At 59.4% G+C, this 24,101-nt stretch carries 22 protein-coding genes and 1 tRNA gene; 10 read left to right on the forward strand and 13 right to left on the reverse strand.

The window, feature by feature from the left end:
• Window positions 1–16: 16 nt before the first annotated feature.
• Window positions 17–1,534, reverse strand: coding sequence for a lipopolysaccharide biosynthesis protein (locus AC0L8G_RS19880; RefSeq protein ID WP_473385911.1), 1,518 nt, complete (start codon window positions 1,532–1,534; stop codon window positions 17–19).
• Between the two features lie 161 nt (window positions 1,535–1,695).
• On the opposite strand from AC0L8G_RS19880, the gene AC0L8G_RS19885 reads away from it, so the two are divergent.
• Both AC0L8G_RS19885 and AC0L8G_RS19890 read left to right on the forward strand, forming a co-directional pair.
• Window positions 1,696–2,490 (forward strand): inositol monophosphatase family protein, encoded by a 795-nt coding sequence (locus tag AC0L8G_RS19885; protein ID WP_473385912.1) that lies wholly within the window; start codon window positions 1,696–1,698, stop codon window positions 2,488–2,490.
• Window positions 2,491–2,606: 116 nt separating this feature from the next.
• Window positions 2,607–2,918, forward strand: coding sequence for a hypothetical protein (locus AC0L8G_RS19890; protein WP_473385913.1), 312 nt, complete (start codon window positions 2,607–2,609; stop codon window positions 2,916–2,918).
• A 45-nt stretch (window positions 2,919–2,963) separates the two neighbouring features.
• Here AC0L8G_RS19890 and AC0L8G_RS19895 read toward each other — a convergent pair whose 3' ends face one another.
• The 5 genes from AC0L8G_RS19895 to AC0L8G_RS19915 all read right to left on the reverse strand — a co-directional run bounded on the left by AC0L8G_RS19895 (window position 2,964) and on the right by AC0L8G_RS19915 (window position 6,729).
• A complete protein-coding gene (locus AC0L8G_RS19895) occupies window positions 2,964–3,650 on the reverse strand; it encodes a VPLPA-CTERM sorting domain-containing protein (protein WP_473385914.1) in 687 nt (228 codons plus the stop codon).
• Between the two features lie 189 nt (window positions 3,651–3,839).
• Window positions 3,840–4,505 (reverse strand): hypothetical protein, encoded by a 666-nt coding sequence (locus AC0L8G_RS19900; protein ID WP_473385915.1) that lies wholly within the window; start codon window positions 4,503–4,505, stop codon window positions 3,840–3,842.
• Window positions 4,506–4,688: 183 nt separating this feature from the next.
• Window positions 4,689–5,762, reverse strand: a complete 1,074-nt coding sequence (locus AC0L8G_RS19905; RefSeq protein ID WP_473385916.1) for a helix-turn-helix transcriptional regulator — start codon at window positions 5,760–5,762, stop codon at window positions 4,689–4,691.
• 104 nt (window positions 5,763–5,866) lie between these two features.
• Entirely contained in the window at window positions 5,867–6,127 is a 261-nt protein-coding gene (locus AC0L8G_RS19910) for a hypothetical protein (RefSeq protein WP_473385917.1), read from the reverse strand.
• 140 nt (window positions 6,128–6,267) lie between these two features.
• Window positions 6,268–6,729, reverse strand: coding sequence for an Hsp20 family protein (locus tag AC0L8G_RS19915; protein ID WP_473385918.1), 462 nt, complete (start codon window positions 6,727–6,729; stop codon window positions 6,268–6,270).
• A 230-nt stretch (window positions 6,730–6,959) separates the two neighbouring features.
• On the opposite strand from AC0L8G_RS19915, the gene AC0L8G_RS19920 reads away from it, so the two are divergent.
• The 3 genes from AC0L8G_RS19920 to AC0L8G_RS19930 are packed head-to-tail and all read left to right on the forward strand — an operon-like array spanning window position 6,960 to window position 9,117.
• Window positions 6,960–7,862 (forward strand): class I SAM-dependent methyltransferase, encoded by a 903-nt coding sequence (locus tag AC0L8G_RS19920; RefSeq protein ID WP_473385919.1) that lies wholly within the window; start codon window positions 6,960–6,962, stop codon window positions 7,860–7,862.
• Entirely contained in the window at window positions 7,862–8,188 is a 327-nt protein-coding gene (locus AC0L8G_RS19925; protein WP_473385920.1) for a hypothetical protein, read from the forward strand. The genes AC0L8G_RS19920 and AC0L8G_RS19925 overlap by 1 nt, the downstream gene beginning before the upstream one ends.
• A complete protein-coding gene (locus tag AC0L8G_RS19930; protein ID WP_473385921.1) occupies window positions 8,185–9,117 on the forward strand; it encodes an alpha/beta hydrolase in 933 nt (310 codons plus the stop codon). Before AC0L8G_RS19925 ends, AC0L8G_RS19930 begins: the two co-directional genes overlap by 4 nt.
• Window positions 9,118–9,123: 6 nt before the next feature.
• Here AC0L8G_RS19930 and AC0L8G_RS19935 read toward each other — a convergent pair whose 3' ends face one another.
• From AC0L8G_RS19935 to AC0L8G_RS19955, 5 genes are all read right to left on the reverse strand, one after another.
• Entirely contained in the window at window positions 9,124–9,552 is a 429-nt protein-coding gene (locus AC0L8G_RS19935) for a c-type cytochrome (RefSeq protein WP_473385922.1), read from the reverse strand.
• 64 nt (window positions 9,553–9,616) lie between these two features.
• Window positions 9,617–10,426 (reverse strand): inositol monophosphatase family protein, encoded by an 810-nt coding sequence (locus AC0L8G_RS19940; protein ID WP_473385923.1) that lies wholly within the window; start codon window positions 10,424–10,426, stop codon window positions 9,617–9,619.
• Between the two features lie 81 nt (window positions 10,427–10,507).
• Window positions 10,508–10,900, reverse strand: a complete 393-nt coding sequence (locus AC0L8G_RS19945) for a helix-turn-helix domain-containing protein (protein WP_473385924.1) — start codon at window positions 10,898–10,900, stop codon at window positions 10,508–10,510.
• 257 nt (window positions 10,901–11,157) lie between these two features.
• On the reverse strand, window positions 11,158–12,327 hold the full coding sequence (locus AC0L8G_RS19950; RefSeq protein WP_473385925.1) for a glycosyltransferase family 4 protein: 1,170 nt from the start codon (window positions 12,325–12,327) through the stop codon (window positions 11,158–11,160).
• Between the two features lie 644 nt (window positions 12,328–12,971).
• Complete coding sequence (locus AC0L8G_RS19955) at window positions 12,972–13,877, reverse strand: N-formylglutamate amidohydrolase (protein WP_473385926.1); 906 nt, start codon at window positions 13,875–13,877, stop codon at window positions 12,972–12,974.
• Window positions 13,878–14,093: 216 nt separating this feature from the next.
• Between AC0L8G_RS19955 and cpdR the strand changes: the two genes are divergently transcribed.
• From cpdR to AC0L8G_RS19975, 4 genes are all read left to right on the forward strand, one after another.
• On the forward strand, window positions 14,094–14,453 hold the full coding sequence (cpdR, locus tag AC0L8G_RS19960) for a cell cycle two-component system response regulator CpdR (RefSeq protein ID WP_473385927.1): 360 nt from the start codon (window positions 14,094–14,096) through the stop codon (window positions 14,451–14,453).
• A 188-nt stretch (window positions 14,454–14,641) separates the two neighbouring features.
• A tRNA-Val gene (locus AC0L8G_RS19965) sits at window positions 14,642–14,716 on the forward strand.
• A 979-nt stretch (window positions 14,717–15,695) separates the two neighbouring features.
• Complete coding sequence (locus AC0L8G_RS19970; RefSeq protein ID WP_473385928.1) at window positions 15,696–16,673, forward strand: DNA-binding response regulator; 978 nt, start codon at window positions 15,696–15,698, stop codon at window positions 16,671–16,673.
• A 154-nt stretch (window positions 16,674–16,827) separates the two neighbouring features.
• Window positions 16,828–18,048: an ATP-binding response regulator gene (locus AC0L8G_RS19975; protein ID WP_473385929.1), complete on the forward strand. Its 1,221-nt coding sequence runs from the start codon at window positions 16,828–16,830 to the stop codon at window positions 18,046–18,048.
• A 71-nt stretch (window positions 18,049–18,119) separates the two neighbouring features.
• On the opposite strand, the gene AC0L8G_RS19980 is transcribed toward AC0L8G_RS19975, so the two are convergent.
• Window positions 18,120–18,491, reverse strand: a complete 372-nt coding sequence (locus AC0L8G_RS19980) for a response regulator (protein ID WP_473385930.1) — start codon at window positions 18,489–18,491, stop codon at window positions 18,120–18,122.
• Window positions 18,492–18,528: 37 nt separating this feature from the next.
• Complete coding sequence (locus AC0L8G_RS19985) at window positions 18,529–20,637, reverse strand: ATP-binding protein (protein WP_473385931.1); 2,109 nt, start codon at window positions 20,635–20,637, stop codon at window positions 18,529–18,531.
• Window positions 20,638–21,028: 391 nt separating this feature from the next.
• Between AC0L8G_RS19985 and AC0L8G_RS19990 the strand changes: the two genes are divergently transcribed.
• A complete protein-coding gene (locus tag AC0L8G_RS19990; RefSeq protein ID WP_473385932.1) occupies window positions 21,029–24,064 on the forward strand; it encodes a hypothetical protein in 3,036 nt (1,011 codons plus the stop codon).
• Window positions 24,065–24,101 lie beyond the last annotated feature (37 nt).

The raw sequence follows: 24,101 nt of genomic DNA on the forward strand, positions 1-24,101 counted from the left end.
AGCAGTCTGTCCAATTTTAAAAAAAGCGTCTCGTCAGGGCGGCGCAAGCGGAAAGGGCCCGCCCCTCCACACCGTCGGGGCGGCCTTCGGCGCGCCAGCCCGCCCAAAGCGCGGCGGCGTAAATTGCGCCGCCGCAAAAAATATCCGCGCCGAGACGCAAGACAGGCGAAACCGTCTCCATCGGCGCCGCGGCCGGGCGCAACATCAAAAACCATAAAGCCATGGCGGCGACAGCGACGATCGGACGGCGCGCGCTCCACAGCGGCGCCCAGAAGGCGCCGCCGCCGGCCCGCGCAAACAAAGCGAGATTGAGCCCCACATGAACCAGCCCCATCGCCGCCGCCGCGATAACCGCGCCCTGCAAGCCGTGCTGGACCGCCGCCCAGATGAACACCGGCATGCGCAAGGCGAAGAAGATCAGCTCACGGAAGAATACCAGCCGCGTCAGTCCGAGCGCCACCGCATAGGACTGCGTTGCAAAGAACAGGGATTGCAATCCGATTACCGGCGCCAGCAAGGCGATCGCGGGAGCGGCGGCGCGCCATTTTTCGCCGAGCACCACATGGGTGAAATCGCCCGCCACAAAGGAAAGCCCGAACGCCGCCGGCATCGCAAAAACGCCCAGCGCCTCGACGCCCTTCAGGAACGCCGCGCGCATGCGCGCCGGATCGCCCTGCATTTCTGAAAGGCCCGGATAAAGCGCACGGGTCAAAGGCCCGGCGATCTGCCCGGCGGCGGTTTCGGAAAGCTGCATGCCGAGGAAATACGCGCCTGCCCCGCCCGCGCCGGCGAAGCGCGTCAGCAGCGGCACATCGAGCTTGTTGTTGAGCGCCGCCATGAAACTCACTCCGGCGAGCCAGCCGGAAAAGCCGAACACTTTAGAAAAGGATTTGAACCCGATGCGCGGCAGATGCGGACGCATGCCGTAAGACAGAACCAGTTGCACCAGCCCGCTGGTCACCATCCCCGCGATGATCGCCCAATAGGTGCGAAAGGTGATGGCGATGGCGAGCGAGACTGCAACGCCGGCGAGCCGGTTGATGACCGTAACGGCAAATTCGCGCGAGAAACTGAGATCGCGCTCAAACTCGTAAAAGCGCGGATTGATCAGGCCGGTCAGCACCGGAAAGACGGCGATGCCGGCGAACGCCCAGAACAGGCGCGGGTCGCCATAAAATTTCGCAGCCAAGGGCGCCGCGGCGAACAACACCGCGCCGATCAACAGCCCGCGCAACGCCGACAGGGTGAACAAGGTATCGAGATCATCGCGGTCGGCGTCGCGAAACCGCACCACCGCTTGACTGACGCCGATATCGGAGACGCCGTGGAGCAGTTGCATGGTGATCGTCGCCGTCGCCACAATGCCGATATCGTCGGGCGCCAGGATCCGCGCGATGATGATCGTGTTGACCGCGCCAAGGAGGCGCGCGACCAGCCCCGCCCCCATGATCCACGCCGCACCGCGGGCAATGCGCCCCAGCAGCGACGGGCTCTCTTCCAGCGATGGCGCAATCTCTGTCATAGTCTCAGTCACGGGGCTCTATCAGGGGCGTCCCGGAACAGGACGGCCGGACTTTCTCCGGATCGGCGAAAAAGGCGCAAAACCGCGCCGCCATAAGGACTTGCACAAGCGGCGCCGCGGCGTATGGTGCGCGCCCAATCCTTAAAGATCTGCAAGCTCCCAAGAAGGCCTCCATGACCCACGCCTCCGCCCTGATGACCGTGATGATTAACGCCGCCCGCAAGGCCGCGCGGGGGCTGACCCGAGATTTCGGCGAGACCCAGGCGCTGCAGGTCTCGCGCAAGGGCGCCGCCGATTTCGTCAGCCGCGCCGACCACAAGGCCGAGCAGGATATTTTCGAAGAGCTGTCAAAGGCCCGGCCAAAATACGGCTTCATCATGGAAGAGCGCGGCGAGATCGAAGGCAGCGACAATTCCAATCGCTGGATCGTCGATCCCCTCGACGGCACCACCAACTTTCTGCACGGCGTGCCGCAATTCGCCATCTCCATCGCGCTGGAGCGCGATCGCCAGCCTTATGCGGGCGTCATTTTCAATCCGGCGACGGATGAGCTGTTCTGGGCCGAGAAAGGCGAAGGCGCTTATTTAAATGATCGCCGATTGCGCGTCTCGGGCCGCGATGATCTCTCCGCCAGTCTGTTCGCTTGCGGATTGCCTTTCGCCGGACGCCCGGGCCGCGAACGCGCCCTGAAAGAAGCCGAACGCGTGCTTGAAAAAACCGCCGGCGTGCGCCGCTTCGGCGCCGCGGCGCTCGATCTCGCCTGGGTCGCCGCCGGACGGTTCGACGGTTTCTGGGAACGCGATCTCAATATCTGGGATGTCGCCGCCGGCGCAGCGCTGATCCGCGAAGCGGGCGGCCTTGTCACCGAAATTGACGGCGGCCGGGACTTCCTGTCCTCCGGCTCCATCCTCGCGGCCAACCCGGAAATTTACGACAAGCTGAAAGCGCTGGTCGACGCCGGGGAATAACCGCCCGCGCCAATTGAGAAAAGCGAGCGTTCATTCGCGTTTCAGCGCAAGCACGCGTCCTTTCACTACTGGTTAATATCGTTTAGTCTCCACCGGCATTGCGCGGGAGGAGATTTATGTTCGGGTTTCGAATACTTCTATTCATCGTCGCTTATGTTGTCGTGCTCGCCGAGATGATGGTTGGCGAAGGCGCAACAGAATCCGCATTGCAACGCGCGGCCTGGATTATTCCCGGCGGGCTAGTCATCGCCTTGTTGCTGGCGATCTCGAATTTCATGCTGGCGAATTTCGATGCGGCGCCGGACCAGCGCAAACTTCCGACGCCCATTCACTGGATCATCATGCTGGCGGCGGGCGCCTTGATCTCTGCATCCGCGTTTTATTTTCCGAACTACATTTCGGTGTGGCTGAAGCCGATGCTGCTTTAGGCGGGTTTGCGGTAGGCGGCGTTAGTGCGAACGCCGCCCGCCAGTTTATTTCTTTCGCTTGCGTCGCAGCCCCGCAAAACCAAATGCGCTAAGCCCCGCCAGCATCAACGGCGCGGCGGCCGGCAGCGGCACTTCTGATGTCGGCGGCATCACATCTTGCTGCGCAGTGAATACGACTGACGGAATGAGCCCGTTTTCCTGCCCAAAAGTCATGACCTGGCCGAATGAGTTGTCATTCTCATTCATGAATGTCCAGATGATCGGATTGACGCCCGAGACCGACGTATCGCCGCGCGCGAGATCGCCCGCCGTCGCCGCCGTCAGCACTTCGATCGACGGATCGCTGAATTCGAAGGTCAGATCGAAGGAGAAATCGGCCATGCGCGAGCTGCCGACGGCGAACTGCGTCGGGGCGTAGGCGCGAATGGTTCCGTCATCGAGAATGTCGATATTGAGATAACCGGATGAGGGGCCGTAAATCCCCGACCCCGTTATATAAAGAATAAACTCTGGGCCGTCGCCGATGATCGCGGTGTCGGCGCTGGCGAGCGACACTGTCAGCGGCCCATAAGGCGCACTCTGATAACATGAAAGGTCCGGACAAGCCCGGCCGTCCGATGTGACATTCACACCGAGTTTTATTTCCGTGCCGTTCAGACTGGTGAGCGGCGCAGCGCTCGCCGCCGCGCACAATGCGGTCATCGCCGCCAGAAAACTCAGAAAAATCCGCATATTCTCCCCCATGCAGGTATTACGCATTACCGATCATCCGGATCGAAATGATCCGAATGCGTTGAATTTAAACCGCTATTGCTGGAGTGAATATTGGCGCTCGGCGCCAGAACCCTTCCGGTTCCGGCAAAATCGCTAGCGAAACACCAGAAAGTTGGCGGCGGCGTTCTGGTGAACGCCGCGCCGAATTTATTTCCGCTTGCGTCGCAGCCCAGCAAAGCCAAATGCGCTCAGCCCCGCGAGCAATAACGGCGCGGCGGCCGGCAGCGGCACCTCCGATGGCGGCGCAACGGCCATTTGTTCTGCGCTTAGGATGATTGAGGGATGAGCGGAGCCGCAGCACAGAGCCGCTTGCAGAGAGCTTAAGCTAAAGAGCTGTCCGCCGAATGTCGTATTCGATTCACTGACGAAAGACCAGATGATCGGGTCGAGGCCCGAGACGATCGCGCTCCCGCGCTGGGGCGCCCCCACTCCTGTCGCCGATAAAATCTCGATGGCGGGGTCGATAAACGACAAACTTAAATCGAACGAATATTCTTCGAGGTAAAATGACAATGCCGTGAAGGACACTGGCGCCGCGGCGATGATCGTGCCGTCCGGAAGAATATCAATATACAAGTCAAGGAAGCCTACCGCTCCGCCTGTAGCGGGCGAGTCGTAATAGGCAAGGCCGATATGGAATTCGTGACCATCGCCAACCGTCGCCGTATTGGCGCCGATCAGATACGCATCAAAACTACTGCCGGCATAAAGAGGATTGGCGCAGCTGGAATCGCAATCCCCATCGTCCGTCACGGTCACGCCGATGGAGACTTCCAGCCCGGCGAAGCTTGTGACGGGCGCCGCCTTCGCCATTGCTGAAAACGCCGCCAGCGCTGCGGCGACACTCAAAAATATTCGCATATACTCCCCCATGCCCGTGAAGGGCAAAACCGATCATCCGGATCGAAATGATCCGAATGCGTTGAATTTAAACCGCTATTGCTGGAGTGAATATTGGCGCTCGGCGCCAGAACCCTTCCGGTTCCGGCAAAATCGCTAGCGAAACACCAGAATATTCGCGGCCGCCGCCTTGCAGATCGCTTCGGCGTTGGTGGCGGCGTTCAGCTTCTGGCGCGCGCCGATCAGGAGATAGCCGAGCGCGCGCTCCGACATGGCCATCTCCGCCGCCGCCTCGACCGCGCGAAGTCCGCGCGCCAGATAGCTCAGCGCATCGCGCTCGCGGATGGTCAGCCCATAGGCGGCGGCGAGCGCGCCATAGGTCCAGGCGCAATTATGCATGACCATGGCGGCGGCGCGAATTTCTTCACCGCGCGCATCCACCAGCGCGCCCGCATTTTCAACGCTCTCATCAAGGCTCACCGAAACGCCGACAAAGGCGCCGCCGCTGGGAAAGCCGAAAGACACGCCGTAACGCACGCCGTCTTCCATGCAGGCATCGTAAAAAGCTTTCACCCCGGCGGAGGCCTGTTCATAGTCGTCAGAGCGGCCATCGACAAAAGCGAAGCCGTCAGGCTTGGCGAACAGCTTTTGCGCCGAAGGACTTTCAAGTGTCGGGCCGGCGGCCTGCAACGCGCTCGCAACGGATGGCGGCGCCAGCGTCACGCGCAACACATCATCACGCACAAGCCCGCACACCGACAGCGGCGAATAGCTGTAAAAGATGTATCGCGCCCCAAAGTCTCCGGCGAGATGGTCGCGCAACACGGAAAGCATTTCGATAAGCTGCAGCTTGCCGCGGCAAGCTTCGGCGAGCGCGCTATAGCGCAGATTCACTGTGGCGGCGTCTTTGAGCGGCGAGACCGATACAGGCGGCCAGGAATGATAGGCGGCGATATTGTCGTCCGCATCGGTCTGCATCAGGAAGACGATCAGTTCCTGCGTAGACTTGACGCCGATCTTCTGGCGCAAACAGCCGAGATGTTTCTGCAGAGTGGATTTCGACACGGCGAGACGTTCCGGCAGGTCCGCCGCCGCCACGCCATAGCGCAGCAGCGTCGCGCATTCGCCCTCGCGCCGGGTCAGCGCATAGGTCTCCACCAGCTTGGCGTCGACCGGCAACTGGCCGGCCGCCGTGCCATGGGATGTTTCAGACTGTTTCGACCGTCTCATCACTCCCCTGCCCTGAGATCAATCAGGGCAAGGATAACCTGTTCGCAAGCGTATGCAAAAACGCGCGAGCGCCGTCACGCACATCATGCGTTTAGCGCGAGGCGCTAGACGCAGCGATAATGCCGGTAGCGCCAGCGCACCGACTGGGTGTCGACCGTTTCCCCGTCAAACACCGCGCGCAGATCATAGGCGTTGCAATGAGCGTCGGCTTCCGCCTGGAGGTCATCCGGGTCGTAATCATACGGATCATAGGGGATCGAAATCGACAATTCGGTGCCATAGGCGGGGCCGGGATCGCTGGCGCAGGCGGCCAGCAAGGTCATCGCCAGCGCCGTAACACTCCCCAGCCGAACTATACGCAACATGCTCATAACGCCGATCCCCTCACCATTCAGCGCCCAACGTACCGCGCCCGGACACAATAAAAAAGGGCGCGAGGGGAAACCCGCGCGCCCAAGTTGGAGGGGACTGCAATTAATGAGGGTATTGAAAGCGCCGGGCTCGCTTACGCGGCGTCAGCATCTTTCAGGACTTTGACATTGCGAGCCTTGCCGCCGGAAATCTCAATCTTCCGTGGTTTGGCCGATTCCGGGATTTCCCGGCGCAATTCAATGTTCAAAAGACCGTTCACGAGCGACGCGCCCGCCACCTCTACATGTTCGGCGAGCTGGAAGCGGCGCTGGAAAGAGCGGCCGGCAATGCCTTGATAGAGGAAGGTGCGGTCTTCATCGGCGTCGCTATGGGAGCCGGTGACCGTGAGCGTGTTTTCATGAAGCTCCACATCGATCTCGTCTTCGGCGAAGCCGGCGACGGCGAGCGTGATGCGGTAATCATTTTCGTCGAGGCGCTCAATATTATAGGGCGGGTAACCGCCGGTCTCGGCCTTGCCCATAGTGTCGAGCAGGTCAAAGACGCGGTCAAAGCCGACCGTTGAGCGATAAAGCGGGGTGAGATCGTAACTACGCATTGGCAAATGCCTCCTTAAGACAAGCGAGGGTTGAACGCGCCGGAAATCCGCCATCTGGCCGGAAAGACGCGGACAGAGCCATTTTGGCCTCCGTCACCCAACGAGATAGGCGCCCGGAAAATTGAGTTCAAGGGTCTCGCCGCGAGATCGGTTCAAGAGATGGAGAGGGCTGTTTCGGGCGGCCGGAAAACCGTGGTAAACAGCCCGCCGAACATATGGGAGCGACAGGAATGATCACGAAAACAGCCCTCTGGGCCGGGCTTATCATAGCGTCGGCGGGACTCGCCGGCTGCGGCGAGAAAACCGAGGCGCCGAAAGCCGCTTCGGAAAAAGCCGAACCGATGAGCGATTCAGCGCGGCTTGCGGCGGTTCTCGCCGGCGAGCACCGCACCGAGGAAGAACGGGCCCGCGACGCCTTCCGCCATCCGAAAGAAACGCTGATGTTTTTCGGGATGAAGCCCGACATGACCGTGGTCGAGATCTATCCAGGCGGCGGCTGGTACACGCAAGTGATCGCGCCTTATCTCAAAACCGGCGGCGGCAAACTGTACGGGGCGAGCTTCGCCCCTGACGGCGCCAATGAACGCACGCTGGCGGCTAACGCCACCTTCCAGGCCACCTATGGCGACCATCCGGAAATCTATGGCGAAGTGGAGCTGACCTCGCTTGGCGAAGGCCATCACATCGCGCCGGAAGGCTCGGCGGATATGGTCGTCACCTTCCGCAACATCCACAGCTTTATGGGCCGCGACATGGGCGAATTCGCATTCGCTGAATTCTTCCGCGCGTTGAAGCCCGGCGGCGTGCTCGGCATTGTCGAACATCGCGCCGATGGCAGCGAACTGCCGCATGATGGTTCTTCAGGTTATGTCTATACGGATGATGTGAAAGCGATGGCGGCGGCGGCGGGATTTGAGTTCGACCGCAGCTCCGAAATCAACGCCAATCCCGCAGACACCAAAGACCATCCTTTCGGCGTGTGGACCCTGCCGCCAGTGCGCCGGTCATCGGAAGTGCGCGGCCAGGAAAATCCCGGCTTTGACCGCGCCAAATATGACGCCATCGGCGAAAGCGATCGCTTCACGATCATCTTCCGCAAGCCGATCGCCGCAGACGGCGCACTGCTCGAATAGTGGCGAAGACCCCGACGGACAGCGCCAAAGACGCCTTACTGGCGGCGGCGGAGAAAGCCTTCTCCGCCGCTTTCGGCGCCGTCCTGGAATTGCGCCCGGAGAGCGGCGACAGCCTGTGGGTGGATGGACGCCAGGCGCCGCCGAAAATCCTTGCAGCAGCGCCTGATGAACATCCGGCCGCTTGTTGCTGGCGCGGCGCGCGGGATGCGCTGACACGCGCGCTCGCCAGTCCGCGCGCATTTGACAGCGCCTATCTTTCCGGCCGCGTCGGCGTTTCCGGCGATATGAGCGTGATGACGCGCCTTGAGCTGCAAGAGGGACGATGAACGGTTTTATCGACGTCGCGAACAACCCCGCGCCCGAAGGCGCAACCTTGGAACATATTACGGCGCCGGATGGCGCGCCGTTGCGCGCGGCGTTTTTTCCCGTCGCCAATGCGCGCGGCACGATTGTGCTGGTCACCGGCTGGTCGGAGTTCATCGAAAAATATTTCGAGACCGTGCGCGACCTGCAATCACGCGGCTTCAATGTCGCGATGATGGACTGGCGCGGACAGGGCCTGTCTGATCGCGAAAGCCCCCGGGCGTCGAAATGGGATGGTTTTTTCGATGTGCTGAAAGAAGATTTGCGCGCCTTCACCGAAACTCATGTGAAGCCGCGTTTCGCCGGACCCTATGTGCTGATGACGCATTCCATGGGCGGTTTGCCGGCCTTGCTGTTGCTCGCGGATGGCTATGAGGGGTTTTCCCGCGCCGCTTTATGTTCGCCGATGACCCGGTTGTTTCCGGAATCGAAAAACAAGGTGCTCGCTTTCGCCGCCGCCACCGCCGTGACGCTCGGCTTCGCCGCGACGGAGACCGCGCGCGAGCGGGATCATTCGGAAATTTTCGACGGCAATATTTTCACCAGCGACAAGGCGCGCCATGCGCGCTTTCGCGACTTGAAACACACAGAGCCCAAGGCGGCCTCGACAACGCCGACCTATGGCTGGGTCAACGCCGCGATGAAATCGAGCGCCGCGATCCACGCGCCCGGCGGCCTCGACGGCATCAAGGTTCCCGTGCTGATTATCTCCGCCGGTCATGAACAACTGATCGACGGCGGCGATCATGAAATCATCGCCAATGCGAGCGACATGATCCGGCTCGAACTCATACCGGGCGCGCTGCATGAAATCATGATGGAGCGCGATTCAATCCGCGCGCTTTATTTCAAGGCGTTTGATGATTTCGTCGCCCCGGTGTTCGGCGGCTGACGCGGTTTAATAGTCGGGAAATTCCGAATATTGCGCTTGCAGAAAAGCGACGAGATCAATCAGCTCGCTCACGGTCATCTCGTCATTATAGTTGCGCATTTTCGAAACGCCGTCTTCGGAAAACGCTTCTGAGCGATAGGCCCGCGCAATCTTGTGCGACGGATTGATCACAGAGGACACGAGCTGTCCGTATGTATCGACATTTGTCTTCATGCCGCCAATCGGCACGGAGTTTTCAATCTCCACGCCTTCGCGCAACGCCTCCATGCCCGCAATGACGTGACAGCTCGCGCATTTCTTGTCGATGAAGACTTGTCGGCCCGCTGCGGCGTCGCCTTCAGGCAATTGAAAGCCATGGCTTGAGGTCGGGCGCAAATCGCACCCCGCAAGCGCCATCGCCGCCAATATGGAAACACACAAAACGATTTTACGCATCGCCGCCTCCTTTGATCCGTCGCCCCGAAGCCTACGCCTCGAGAATGTCAGATATGTAACAGCTCTAGCCTTTCAGCAACGCCAGCGCCGCCGCGTGCAGTTCCGGCGTCGCCGCCGCGATCAGCTCGCCTTTGTCATCTGCGCCCGGCGCATCGCCATCCCAGTTGGTGACGACGCCGCCGGCGCCCTCAATCACCGGCAGCAGCGCAGCGTAATCATAACGATGCAGCGCGCTTTCAATGACGATATCAAGCTCGCCCAGCGCCAGCAGGCCATAGGCATAAGCGTCGAGCGAATAGCGCGCGACCCGTGACGCCGCCGCGACGCGCGCAAAGGCGGCGGCTTCGGCGTCGGAGAAATACCCTGTCGGCAAGGGGTCGGTGGTGGAAAGGCGCGCCTTGGAAATATCCGTCAGGCCGCTGGTCTTGGCCTCCGTTACGGCCTTGCCATGAGCGTAGCGCGTGCGCCCGCCAAAACTCAGCCAACGCTCATCGGTGAAGGGCTGGTCGATCATGCCGAGCACCGGCGCGCCGTCATATTCAAGCGCGATCAGCGTCGCCCAGCTTGTCGTCCCGCACATGAAGGCGCGTGTTCCGTCAACCGGATCAAGCACCCAGCGCCAGGGACTGTCGCCGCCGCTCTCGCCGAACTCTTCGCCGAGAACCCCATGGGCGGGGTAAACGCTTTCAATCATCTTGCGCAGAACGCGTTCGGCCTCGCGGTCGGCGTCGGTGACCGGATCGAACCACGGGCCGGCTTTGTTGAAAATGGTCACGCCCTTGCGAAAGCGCGTCAGGCTTTCGCGCCGCGCGGCATCAGCCAGGCGGTCCGCGAAAGCGGCATAGTCGGAAAGTTCGGTTTGTGAAAAAGACATGGCGCGGCGATCATGATGATCACCGCGCCCAAGTTCAAGCTGTTCCTGGTGCAAGGAAGAGCGGAAGTCGCCTTTTGGCGATCAGACTTCAGACAATGCGCGCGCAAGGTCGAGCAGGCGCCTGCGCGGCTCTTCCTGCAACTGGTAGTAATAGCGCACGAGGTCCATGGTTTCTTTTTCGTCGAGCAACCCTTCGGCGGGCGCCTCGGCGAAGCCGACCTCGGTTTTGAGATCGAAATCGAGTTTCGGCTCGGCGCCGTTCATCCCCTCGAAGAAATAGGAGATCGACACATCGAGCGCCTTCGCCAGCGACCATAGGCGCGAAGCGGAAATGCGGTTCGAACCGCTTTCATATTTCTGAATCTGCTGGAAGCGGATATCCACCGCTTGCGCCAGTTTCTCCTGGGTCAGCCCCAGAAGGCGGCGGCGTTGCCGCAATCGCCGACCCACATGTACATCTATCGGATGCGCCATCGCCATAGTTCCACCTCGTCCCTTTCGAAGGAACGGCGCAACGCAATGCGCGACGCCGGTCCGCTTTCGGGAGGAGAGAACGCAAACCCCGTGCCGCTGGCGTGAAGCCCTTTAAATTCGCTCGCCTAAAAAGCGATTTCATCGCGCGCAGGGTGTAAGTGGGGCAATCGGCATATCAAAATCGGGCGCGGCCTGTTTCGTTTTGAAACAGGCGCCAGCTTGATCGCGAGCCCGTCTGGAATTTTTCCCGCGAAGGGTTAGTCGATCATCTTCGCAGAGCGCAGCCAGAAATTTTCATCAAAGCCCGGCGTTTCCAGATTGGCGATGAACTGGCGCGAGGCGGCTTCCCAGGAGAAATTCTCCGCCCATTGCCGGCAGGCGACGGGATCGCGGTTTTCATAAGCCGTCAGGCACGCTTTGGTGAGGTCTTCATCCATGGCGCCGCAACCGGCGGGCGCGCCATCGAGAATTTCAAGCGGTCCACGCACCGGATACGCCGCCACCGGCACGCCGCAGGCCAGCGCTTCCACATTAACCAGGCCGAATGTATCGGTACGCGAGGGAAACACAAAAACATCCGCAGCCTGATAATATTGCGTCAGTTCTTCGCCATATTTCGGACCGGTGAAGACGGCGTCCTTGTATTTTTCTTCAAGCTCTTCGCGCTGCGGGCCTTCGCCGACAATCACTTTCGTTCCCGGCAGGTCAGCCTCGAGGAAATCTTCGATGCTTTTTTCAACCGCCAGGCGCCCGACATACAAAAACACCGGACGCTCATATTTATCGAGCAGCGCCCGATCGCCGGGCGTGAATTGTTGAAGATCAACGCCGCGCGCCCAGAGCTTCATATTTTCAAAGCCGCGCTCTTTCAGTTCCGCAACAAGCCCCGGCGTCGCGACCATCATGGTCTCGCCGTCCTTGTGGAAGTCTTTTAGAATGCCGTAGCCCCAGCTTGTGGGCACCTTCCAGCGCTCATTTGCATATTCTGCAAAGCGCGTGTGAAAACTGGTGGTGAACGGATAACCGCGGCGCTTGCAGAAACGGCGCGCCGCGCGCCCGATCGGACCTTCCGTCGCGATATGCACGGCGTCGGGCTGAAAATCATTGATCAGCTTTGCGACCTTGCGGTTCGGCATCAGCGACAGGCGGATTTCCGGATAGGATGGCAAAGGCACGGAGCGGAATTCGTTCGGCGTAATATAAAGCACTTCATTGCCGAAATCGGTGAGGATGTTGCCGAGCGTATCCAGCGTTCTCACCACGCCGTTCAATTGCGGCTTCCAGGCGTCCGTCGCGATGACGATTTTCAGCCCCTGCTCGCCCTTCGGCATGTCGAATTTCTTTTTCGGCCGGGTCAGCCGGCCGACGCCGGAGCCGAGACGGCGCAGCGCGCTTTTCTTTTTCCAACTTTTCCGCCGGTTGGGCATTCGGATCGGTCATGAAATGGGCCTGTGTTAAAAGGGACGCGTGGAGGCGTTTTGGTTAAGCCAGCCGATGATCGGCTGGCCTTAGAGGCGTGCACATCACTCTGCAACCCCTTAGGACAATGGACGCGCCCGCATCCGTCAGCATCGCACCCGGCGCCCGCCCGACGCCTGGGCAGCGATATTTCTCTCATCTCATCATAGCCGCCCGCCCCCGGACCGAAAACGCTTCCTGACTTCTGTCATGGAGGCGTCATGACTTCCTTTTATGGGGTGCTGGGCATGCTGAAAGTTCTGGACAGGCTTCCGGCGCGCCCGATTGCAACAGGATCGCTACCATTTAGACATTTTATGCCAAAAAATCGGTGGATTTTTGGTGTATTAGTCTAATTTTTGCCGTTTTCCCTTAGAGTTCAAGCCATTTTCCCTGAAAGCATGCTGCGACGCAAAAAATTTGTTGCGCCGCAATATTCGTTTTGCTAGGGTTTGTTTGCAGCGCTTTGGCGCTGCTGCCCAGTTCTTGGGCGTTTCCTCCCTAATGACTCTAGGCCGCGGTTCATTCCGCGGCCTTTTTTTCGTCAGGGCGCCGCCAGCCGCCCGGCCCGGTCATTCCTCTAGTGAAATCCGCCTTTGCGCCCGGATGACGCCTACTCAGCCGCCTGGGCCGAGCGCAGATCTTCAGCGTCGAAATTGGTCAGCCGCTCCATCAGCGTGATCATATTGGCGCGCAGATGATCAAACCCTTCGGTGCGGGCGATCCGGCGCTCATCCAGATAAAGCGCCCGGTTGATCTCGATCTGCAGGGCGTGAACGCCGCCGCGCGGGCGCCCATAGGAAGAGGCTACATAGCCGCCTGCATAAGGCGCATTGCGGGCGACCTGATAGCCAAAGCCGGTGAGAATATCCTCAACATAACGAACAATAGACGGCGCGCAGGAAGAGCCGAAGCGGTCGCCAAGCACAAAGTCGATGCGCGGCTCGCCGGGCCGGAACGGCGCCCCGCCGGCGGACGGCATGGAATGGCAATCGATCAGAATGGCGCAGCCAAAACGCGCCCGCGCCTCGTCAATGAGGCCGCGCAGCGTCTTGTGGTAAGGATCGTAACAAGCCGTCAGGCGCCGCCGCGCATCGAGATAATAGAGCTTGCGGCCGTAAATATCCTGCCCGTCGGCGACAATGCGCGGAATAACCCCGAGCCCGGCGATCACCCGGCTCGACCGGCTGTCGGCGGTTTTCGGCACATCGTCGGCGAACATCCGCGGATCAAGCTCGTCGCGGGAACGGTTAACATCCACAAAGGCGCGCGGAAACAGCGCCCGGAGCAAGGGCGCGCCAAAATGCGGCGCCTCGTCGAACAGCAAATCCACATAGCTGTCTTCGGACTGGCGCAAAGCGTGCCGGTCGAGCTGGGCATTGCGCAGAAGCTCGCCCGGATAGTCCCGGCCCGAATGCGGCGAGGCGAAAACCAGCGGCGTCGCAGCCTGCGGCGGCGCCAGCACCTCGACGGCGCGACGGGGCGGGAAGAGCCCTTTCTGATCAGTCTCTTGCGGCATGGCTCAATGGGCGCTTTCTGAGGCTTGAATTCAAAACGACTTGCTGCATGTTAGCTGCAACTTGCAGGATTCGTTAAGGCCAAACCGTTAATGCCGCGCCCGGCGGAGTGATTTTTGCAATGACCGGGTATCAGCATTGGGGGGCGCCTCGCCGCAATCCCCATATAGGACAGTCACCTCGTTCAGTTTAACGAGTAAAAACAAGGGTCAGCGTAAATGGCGGCTATTCTGTTGGCGGAAGACGACGATTCCATGCGGCGGTTCCTGAAAAAGGCGCTGGAGCGGGCGGGTCATACGGTCATCGACGCCTCGCAAGGGGACGAAGCCCTGACCGAACTGCAATTACGTGAATTCGACTTGCTGTTAACCGACATTGTGATGCCGGTGATGGACGGCATCGAGCTTGCGCGCCGGGCGACGGAAATCGATCCCGACATGAAAATCATGTTCATTACCGGCTTCGCGGCGGTCGCCCTTAACGCCGCCAACCAGGCGCCGGAAGACGCCAAGGTTCTGTCCAAGCCGTTCCATCTGAAGGATCTCGTATTCGAGGTTGAACGGGTCGTCGCCGCCTGACCTTGCGCCGGCCAGTTGCGGATTTGGCGCGGGTTTGACGCAGGTTCTGACTGATATTTTTAGCCGGCGCGCGACCGAGGCCGAAAACCGCCAGCCAGTTTTCCTGATCGCGTTCGGTAAGGCTTGCGCCCCTCAAATTTTCCCGTTAGAGAGCGACCCCTTCGACGCGGGAGACTTGTCTCGTGCTCGGGCGCATAGCTCAGGGGTAGAGCGCTACCTTGACATGGTAGAGGTCCGTGGTTCGAAACCACGTGCGCCCACCACTTCATACCTCATCTTACATATGGCCCCCCACGCATTTCGCGACCGGGCGGCGGCTTTTGACCCTGCGCTGTCCGGCGCACTCGGCGATCATCTGCGGGCGCGTCACTCGCCGCCAGAAAACAGGTTCGACGAACTTATGCGTCGCGAGTGAACCGCCCCATCCCGGCCCGCACCGATAAACGTCGCGCTGCCCAATCTTAACTCCATGGCCGGCTTGAAGCGGGGGCGTTTGTTTTCGCGCCGCGGCCCGGCGCTGTTCGACAGGCGCCAAGAACAAAGCGGCCGCCTATTCATCCTTCTACAAACCAAATTCTGGCCAACTTCCGGCCAATTCCAGGCCAAGCCCTGACCAAGCCCCTGACCAAAACCCGGCGCTCGATCTGGCGGCGCCTGTTGCAGCGCATGCGCTCAGCCCATCGGGAGCTTGACGCCGGACCCAAACAATCTGGCGCCATCGCGTGTAGCGCGATCAACCTTCCCGTTCGGACCAATCTTCATGCGAAAATGCGATAAGAGTTATTCGCAGACATAATAGAGACCGCGCAGCCTGGCCAAATTGATGGTAGGCCCACCATTATGGCGGTTGTCATGTATTTACGTTACAAGCCCTGCTCTTGCTCCGTTAAGACTCGCGCACTAATATCCACTTGGCTTGCGCATGCGAACGCAAGCCAATCAGCACCCGCGCTATTCCGCTGGCGCAGCCTGAAGCTTATGGGCTGACGGCTCCGTATTCTGAGCGCGCCCTTTTCTAACGCGATATATCCGCGTCTTTCCGGTGGATATTTCGGGTTTGAAACTTGTAGTTGCGTAAAATTTCCTGGCCGCCTTTCCGGCAAAGTTCAGTGTTCATCAGCAATGCATGAAACGGAACTCGGATGTCGCTCCGCTGTTCGCGGTGATGACCAGACTCCAAATGGCGAGGGAAACTACGCGCCGATAAGCGCGCTATACAAGAAACGAGAGAAAAGAAACGAAATGTGGCGGGCACTTCGAATAGCGTATGCCGGAAACTCATCCGAGCGCGAAGCAAATCTGACAAAGCTCCTGTCGGTCCTGGGACTGCAGGAAAAAATATGCAGCATCGGCGATGGTTGCAGCGCCGTTCAGGCGCATCGCGAAGAACCGTATGAAATCATTTTCATCGATTCTCTTGATGGCAAAGCGAAGGCCCTGGAGCTTGCAAAGCAAATTCGCGAAGTGTCCGACGAAACAGCGCTGTTGATGATCGGGGGAGAGATCGCCGGCGCCGATGCGGCCATCGCCATCAACGAAGCGCGCCTTGATTGGGTGCTGGCGCAGAATTTTTCCGATGAAGAGCTGAAAGCGTCGCTGGTCGCCGCCTCCGCAAAACTCGAAGAAACATACCGCCAAAAGGAAATGCAGCTTGGTCGCGGCGTGTTGCGCGCGTCAGGCACGCCGGCGGCGATTCTGGACAGACAATATCGCGTCATTTTCACGAACCGGGCCGCCGATGCGATCTTCGCGCAAAAAAATCCGTTTCACCTGACGCAAAAGTCGCAACTCGTTTGCGGGACCAGTGAAGCGACGCAGTCTTTTCACGACCAGTTGCGAAGCTCGCTGCATAAGCACTTCCAACAACAAGAAAGCTCCTTCATCCGCGTAGACCGCACCGCGGGCCGCAAGCCCATCATCGTGGTTTCCATTCCGAAAGCGGAAGCGACAGACAACCGCTATACATTTCACATCGTGCTGAACGATCTGGAACGGAACAGCGACGCCATCGTTGAAGATTTCGCCGCCGCCCTCGACATCAGCCTGACCGAAGCGCGCCTCACGCAAGCACTCACGCGCGGGCTTGATCTTGAAGCCGCATCGGCGGAGCTGAATATTTCTCTCAACACGGCGCGCAGCTATCTGAAAAGCATATTCGAAAAAACCGGCGTCTCCCGCCAGGCCGAACTTGTCCGCCAGGCTCTGCTTGCCGTGCGGTGAGCTTGCTTAGCGATGCATGCGCGCCGCCCCTCGCCGCATAATGTTAATCGGAAGTTAAAGATAAAAATGTCGCTCCGCACACCCTCAAATGCGGGTGATTTGCGTACTGATTAAGCATTAAATTGTGCGCCTGGTTCCACAGAGGGGCGTTACAATGGTGAATTTAGCTGCAAAAGTTCTCGTCGTTGACGATCTGGAGGACAATCGAAATGTCCTGGGTCGGCATCTGACGCGCATGGGGTGCGACGTCTCCATGGCGACGAATGGGCGTGAAGCCCTGGACTCGATCAAGCAGGGCGAGCACGAAATCATACTTCTGGACATTATGATGCCGGAAGTCGATGGATTTGAAGTCATCGAAAAAGTGCGCGCCAATCTCGAAGGCTGGCAACCGGCGATCATCGCCGTGTCCGCACGCCACGACACCGACGCCATCACCCGCGCGCTCAATAGCGGCGCAAATGACTATGTAACAAAACCTTACGATTTTCCGGTCGTTTGGGCCCGCGTGGAAAAGCAGCTTAACCAGACCCGGTCGAGCACGCTGATACGCGACGTGAATACGCGTCTCGTCAAAAGGCTGAGCAAATTCCGCGAAAAAGAACATCTCAGCGTGCAGGACAATGAAAGCGCCGTAGATGCGATTATCGGCTCCGCGCTGCAAGGCGTTAACAGAAGCGACCTGAAATCAAAGCTGAGCCACGAGGTGCGCACGCGGCTTCACCAAATTCTCGGGCTGTCGCAGCAAATGCAGGCCAGCGAGATCGAGAACAGCGATGCGCGTGATACCGCCGCGCGTTTTCAGCATATCGAGAAAAGCGGCCGAGGGCTTTTGGCGATTGTCGAAGACCTCACGGATTTCATGACGCTGCAGCAAGGCCTGCCGAACACCGCCGACATCGATGTCAATTTACGTGAAGCCGTCATGCATGAATGGGAAATGCTGAGCGACCGGATGGACACATCCGCCGCCAAGATCAACCTTTACACCAATGCGCCAAAGCAAACCGTAAAGGGCAGCCCCTATTATGTCCGCAAGGCGATTTCTGCGGTTTTGTCCAACGCCATACGCTTCAATGAAAAAGCGCCCTTCGTGACCGTCCGCCTCGAACCGGCGTCAGAAGAATTTTACAAGGTGACCATTGAGGATAATGGCATTGGCATCCCGCCCGAGCGCCGCGAAGACGTGCTGGCGCCATTTTACCAGGTGGATAACGGACCTTCGCGCAAATTCGAAGGTCTCGGGCTCGGCCTGGCGATCGCCAGCAACATCATGACATTGAATGGCGGAAAAATCGCCATCTCCGACGCTTCATCGGGCAAGGGCACGAAAGTCGAATTGTTTTTCCGCTCCGGCGAGCAGGACGAAGCCTGACGACCCCCAAGCCAGGGCCTGCCCATTACCAGCAAGAAAACGGCGCGGCGGAAATTTCCGCCGCGTCTTTTTTATGCGGCGCTATATTTTTCGAGCATTTCCGTCAGGCTGTTAAAGTCCACCGGTTTCGCGAGATAATCGGAGCAACCTGCGTCACAACATTTTTCGCGGTCCCCCTCCATAGCGAAGGCCGTGAGGGCGATAATCGGCAATTCTTTATAGGATTTGCGCGCGCGAATTTGTTCCGCGGCCTTCCAGCCGTCAAGCACGGGCATGTTCATATCAAGCAATAAGATGTCGAAGGCTTCTTCCAGGGAGCGCTCGACGCACTGCTTGCCGTCGGACACGGCGGTGATCGCGTGCCCGGCGCGCCGGAGATAGCGCTCGAGGATGGCTTTGTTGTCCTCATTGTCGTCGGCAATCAAGATTTTCAACGGTCTCATGAATATTGTTCGGCGCTGATCAGGCGGGAAGCCTGACCTAAGCGGCCGCCTCCTGTGATGACGGCAGCTCGACATTTACAGCGCCATCGCGAATCCACATGGTGAAGTTCGAGCCTTTGCCCGGCGCGCTGCGCGCCGCAATGTCGCCGCCCATTAACTGGCAAAAGCGCTTCGCAATAGGCAGGCCGAGCCCGGTGCCGCCTGCATTGACCTGCTCCACGGAGTCCACCTGCACGAATTCATCGAAAATCGTCTCGCATTGCGCAGCCGTCATGCCGACGCCCGTATCGACCACCGCGATCACAATCATGTCGGCGCCATTATGGCGCTTTTTACGTAAGTCGATGGCGATGGTTCCTTTATGCGTGAATTTCGCTGCGTTGCTCAGAAGGTTCAGCAGGCATTGCATCACCTTTTGCCGATCGATGGACACGGTGGAAAGGTCTTCCGCGACTTGCACCACGAGTTTGTTTTCACCCTTGGCGATTAACGGATCGACGCTGGCGCGCACTTCCTTGATGAGGTCCTGAATGACGACATCGCTATAGGTGAGCGTCATTTTTTTCGCTTCGATCTTCGACAGGTCCAGCACATCATTGATCAGCGTCAGCAAGTTTTTCGCATTGATGACGACGCGCTCCATGTCCTTATATTCCTGCGTGTCTGTTTTCCCGTCATCGTCAAGATCCTGCATCATCAGATCGGTATATCCGAGAATGGCGTTTAGCGGCGTGCGCAGCTCATGACTCATATTGGCGAGGAAACGGCTCTTTGAAATGTTGGCTTCATCCGCCGCTTTTCTGGCTTCGCTCAGCTCTTGCGTGCGCAGCGCGATGGTGCGCTCGAGACTGGCCTGAGCGGCTTCGAAGGTTTTCTTCGATTGCGTGACATCCGTGATATCCCGGCCAAAGCAAACCAGTTCACCGCCATTATGCGTGATCTTGCGTATCTTCGCGACATTGAAGCGGAACAGCCGTTTTTGCCCATCCGCGCCGGAAAGAAACACTTCCGTGCTGATGGTTTTCACAGTGTTGGCGGAAGCCAGCAAAGACTGCCATGCGGCGTTTGAGGGGCTCGCATCATTTTCCGGAAAGAGGTTCCAGAAATAATCGCCAATGCAGTCGCTTCTGGATTTCTTGACGAACTCTGTCGTGATCCGGTTGATGTCGATCACCAGACCGCTCATGGACAAAAACAAAACGATATCGTCATTCACATCGGTCGCCGCACGCATGCGATTATGTAGATGAGTGAGCTTGGCTTGCCTGTCCAAGAGCGTGTCTACGAGGTCGAGGATCACCAAACTGCGCGGCGAATTTTGATCGTCGCTCAAGGATTTTCGGCGCAACCTGGCGTAGCGCTTGGCGCCGGCGTGATCTGCGAAGAAAAACACCGGCTCCGTCTTTTCGCCATGCCCATTATCGCCGCCGCCCATTTCGGTCGGCGCGAAAACGGTCGGCGGCAATGCGTGGCTGTCATGCTGGGTCGTCGGACACAGCAGGTCCATCGCCGCTTCGCTTGCGGAAATAATCGTGCCCTCATCATCCACGATGATCGCAAGCATGTCCGCCGGAAGGCTGTCTATAATACAACCGGTCGCCGGGGCGGCCTTTGACGGCGCGCGGCGGGTTGGAAACCGCGAGGCCGGCATGACCGCCAGTAAAATCACCGCCGCGATCAGCCAATTGGCCTGATGCGCGGTCATCACCACATCCGGTAATGCGAGCGCTGGCGACCCGATCACCGATTCAAGCGCCGCAAAGGACAAAGACCCGCCGACAATCAGCGCTGCCGCTGTCAAACGCCCCCAGGGGAACGACGTGTCGTAGCGCAGGATCAGCCAATGCATCAACAAGCTGAGCGGCGCCGCCGCCAGGCCGATAAAGACGAACAAATTTTCCGCATGCGGCTGGTTGGCGTCCGCGGCGATGATCGCACATAGCCCGGCAGCGGCAAACAGCGCATAATTGAGAGACAGCGCCGCGAGCGTCACCGGCCTTGAGCGGTAACGATGTATGATTTGCACACTGCATATTCCCGCAAAGGCGAATAGCGCCACGCCTGCGCCCCACAAAATCCAAATTCGATCGATGCTGTGCGTGCGCGGCGAAATATGCGCCAGCTCATAGGCGAATAACGGCGTCAAGCCGAACGCCAAACCGGCTATCAGTACGCCCCCGCCGGCGAACGCGCTCGTTTTGTTGGCGCGGCTCAGAAAAAGCGTGCGATTTACGCCCCAAAACAGCGCAAAGACACAAAATGACGAAAGGAAAAGTGCAAATAGCAAGGTCTGAAATTCCGTAAGCTGATCAGATTGTTTTTATTTCACGCCGCAATGTCAGCGAAAAACTGTGTACAAAGAATAAAATGCGACCCCATGAAATTTAGTTATTTTTGTATTAACGCAGTCCATAAATTTGGGTGCGGAATTACCCCAAATCGAGGGTCCCGGTTGCGTGATGCATTACGTACCCTCTTAGGTTGAGTTTAGACACGTAAAGAACAACCGAAGCGAGTTAGCGCGATTGCGGGGCAGCATGGCGACTACAAGCGGACAGGAAACAGCGCCGAGTCATATTTCGTTTGCGGATATGATCTTCGACGACGCCTTGACGTCTTCTCGTCTGAAGGCGGAGGAATTTCGCGCCGAGGATCTGGACGGCATACTCGACGGCGTTTCAAGCACAGGCAATCTCAATTTCGCCGTGCTTCAGGCCGGCTTGACGAACGCTGCGACCGGCGACGGCGGTGATCACAATTTAAGTTTTGGCGATGTCGCAATCAGCAGCGGTGATTTCGCCGCGCCGACGCGCCAGTTCCCCGGCGCAACGGACCAGAATTTCTCCAGCGGCCCGGCGGCGGGACCTTCCGTCAATAGCGAAAGCGTGTTCAGCGGCCCGCAGAACAGCCCGACCTATGTCGATGAATCTTTCGGGATAAAATCCTTTCAGAACGCATCCGCAACCGGCGGCGGCTCTTCTTTCAGCTCTCAATTGTCCGCTACGCCGATGGGCGCGGCGGTGAACACGGTTGATGCGGCCTTTACGCCGCCAAGCCCCAGCGGACCAACCACATCGTCACCCATAGTCGATGGCGAGCTTACGCCGCCCGTGCAACCGATCGCAAATGACGGCGGCGAGAATGGCGCAGATGGCGCAAACGGCAGTGACGGCGCCGATGGGGCGAATGGCAATGACGGCGCAAATGGCGGCGATGGCGCAGATGGCGGCGCAAATTGCGACCATCCCGGTCACGGCGACTCCGGATGCGGGCCATCAATCCTGGTTGAAGTGCTCGAGTCCGTTGGCGACACGCTGACATTCGTTGTCGGCGCCGGCGTGGAAATCGTCGATGGCGTCCTCAGCGTCACGACAGAGATCACCGGCGATTTGCTGGACACTGTCGATGGCGTGATTCCAGGCGTCGCTACTGTGCTTGACGGCGTCACGGAAAACCTGATTGGGGTTTTGAATGTCATCACGAATGACGTGACAGAGCCTTTGTTCAACATCACGATTAATGTCGCCGACACTGTCGGCTCCCTGCTCAACCCGTTGGCGACTGAAATTTTGGCGCCCATTGGCGGCGTCGTCACTGACCTCGCGGGCAACGTGCTTGGCGGCGGCGTGAACGACATTCTGACCGGGGGCGTTGGCGACCTGCTCGACGGATTGGGGAGCGGACTTGTCGATGATTTGGGCGACGGATTGGGCGATGGCTTGGGCGGCCTCCTGACTGACGGCGGTTTCGGCGACGGCCTGACGGGCCTTACAGACACGGTTTCCACCTTCATCGAAGGCGTTTCCGGCGGCATTGAGGGCCTTGGCGGCGCCTTGGGCGATGGGCTTGGAGTAATCACCGATCCGGCGACGGATATTGTCGAGGATGTTTTGGACGGCGTCGGTGATGCGCTTGATGGCCTGGGCGACGGCTTGGGGGACGTCATCGGAGACATAACCGATCCGGCGACAGACATTGTCGAAGATGTGTTGGACGGTGTCGGCGACGCGCTTGACGGACTGGGCGATGGCTTGGGCGACGTCATCGGAGACGTAACCGACCCGGCGACAGACATTGTCGAAGATGTGCTGGACGGTGTCGGCGACGCGCTTGACGGACTGGGCGACGGTCTGGGCGACGTCATCGGAGACGTCACCGATCCGACGACAGACATTGTCGAGGATGTTTTGGACGGCGCCGGCGATGCGCTTGACGGACTGGGCGATGGCTTGGGCGACGTCATCGGAGACGTAACCGATCCTGTTGAAGATGTGCTGGACGGCGTCGGCGACGCGCTTGACGGATTAGGCGATGGTCTGGGCGACGTCATCGGAGACGTAACCGATCCGGAAACTGACCCGGTCGAAGATGTATTGGACGGCGTCGGCGACGCGCTAGGCGGCCTGGGCGACGGGCTGGGCGAAGGCTTGGGAGGACTGCTTGGCTTTGGCGGCGGCGATCCGCTGATCGAAGTGGATGGAGCCCTCTCCCTGGACGGCAGCGCTGAAGGCGACACTGCCGAAGACGGCGAAGGTTCGCTGCTCGATGTCGATCTGGTTGCGCCGCTGAACATCGTTGACGAGGATGGCGGCCTGTCCGGCGAAGCGCCGCTTAGCGACACTGAATTAGACGTCATTGTCGGCGGCGGTGATCCGCTGATCGAAATTGACGGCGCCCTCTCCCTTGACGGAAGCGCTGAAGGCGATACGGCCGAAGACGGCGAAGGTTCATTGCTCGACGTAGATCTGGTCCTTCCATTGGACATCACCGATGGCGACGGCTTGCTGACCGGCGACGCCCCGCTCGGCGAAAGCGAGTTAGACGTCGCCATCGGTGGCGGTGATCCGCTAATCGAAGTGGATGGCGCCCTCTCCCTTGATGGCAGCGCCGAAGGCGATACGCCCGAAGACGGCGAGGGATCGCTGCTTGATGTGGATCTGGTCGCGCCGCTGAACATCGTTGACGAGGATGGCGGCCTGTCCGGCGAAGCGCCGCTTAGCGACACTGAATTAGACGTCATTGTCGGCGGCGATCCGCTGATCGAAGTGGACGGCGCCCTATCCCTGGATGGCAGCGCTGAAGGCGACACCGCCGACGACGGCGAAGGCTCGCTGCTCGACGTAGATCTGGTCCTTCCCTTAGACATCACCGGTGACGACCCTCTTAGTGACGGCGAACTGGAAGTCGCCATCGGCGGCGGCGAACCGGTCGACCTGCTCGGCGGCCTGGGCGACGGTTTGGGCGATGGCGGCGAGGACAGCCTGGGTGATTTGTCCGGACTGGATGTTGAATCTCTTTTGGCGCCGCTCGACGAAGTCGCCAGCGACGCGCAAGACGCCGTCGGCGAGCAAGATGCCGGCATTGATATTTTGCCTGATATGCTCGGCGCCGGCGATGCGGATGGCGAGCTTATCGGCGATATCGTTGTCGATGGCGGCGACGAAACATCAGGCGACATTGTTGAGGGCGGCGATCTGCCCGACCCGGACTCGCTCCTCCCGGATGGGGGCTCGCTCATTGAGGACACCCTTGGCGGGCTCGGCGACATTGGCGGCGGTCTGTTTGGGGGCTGATGCTTGTGAGGGGGTTGCAAAAACTTTGGGGCGACGC

The organism is Hyphococcus sp. D3-15, from assembly GCF_055809375.1.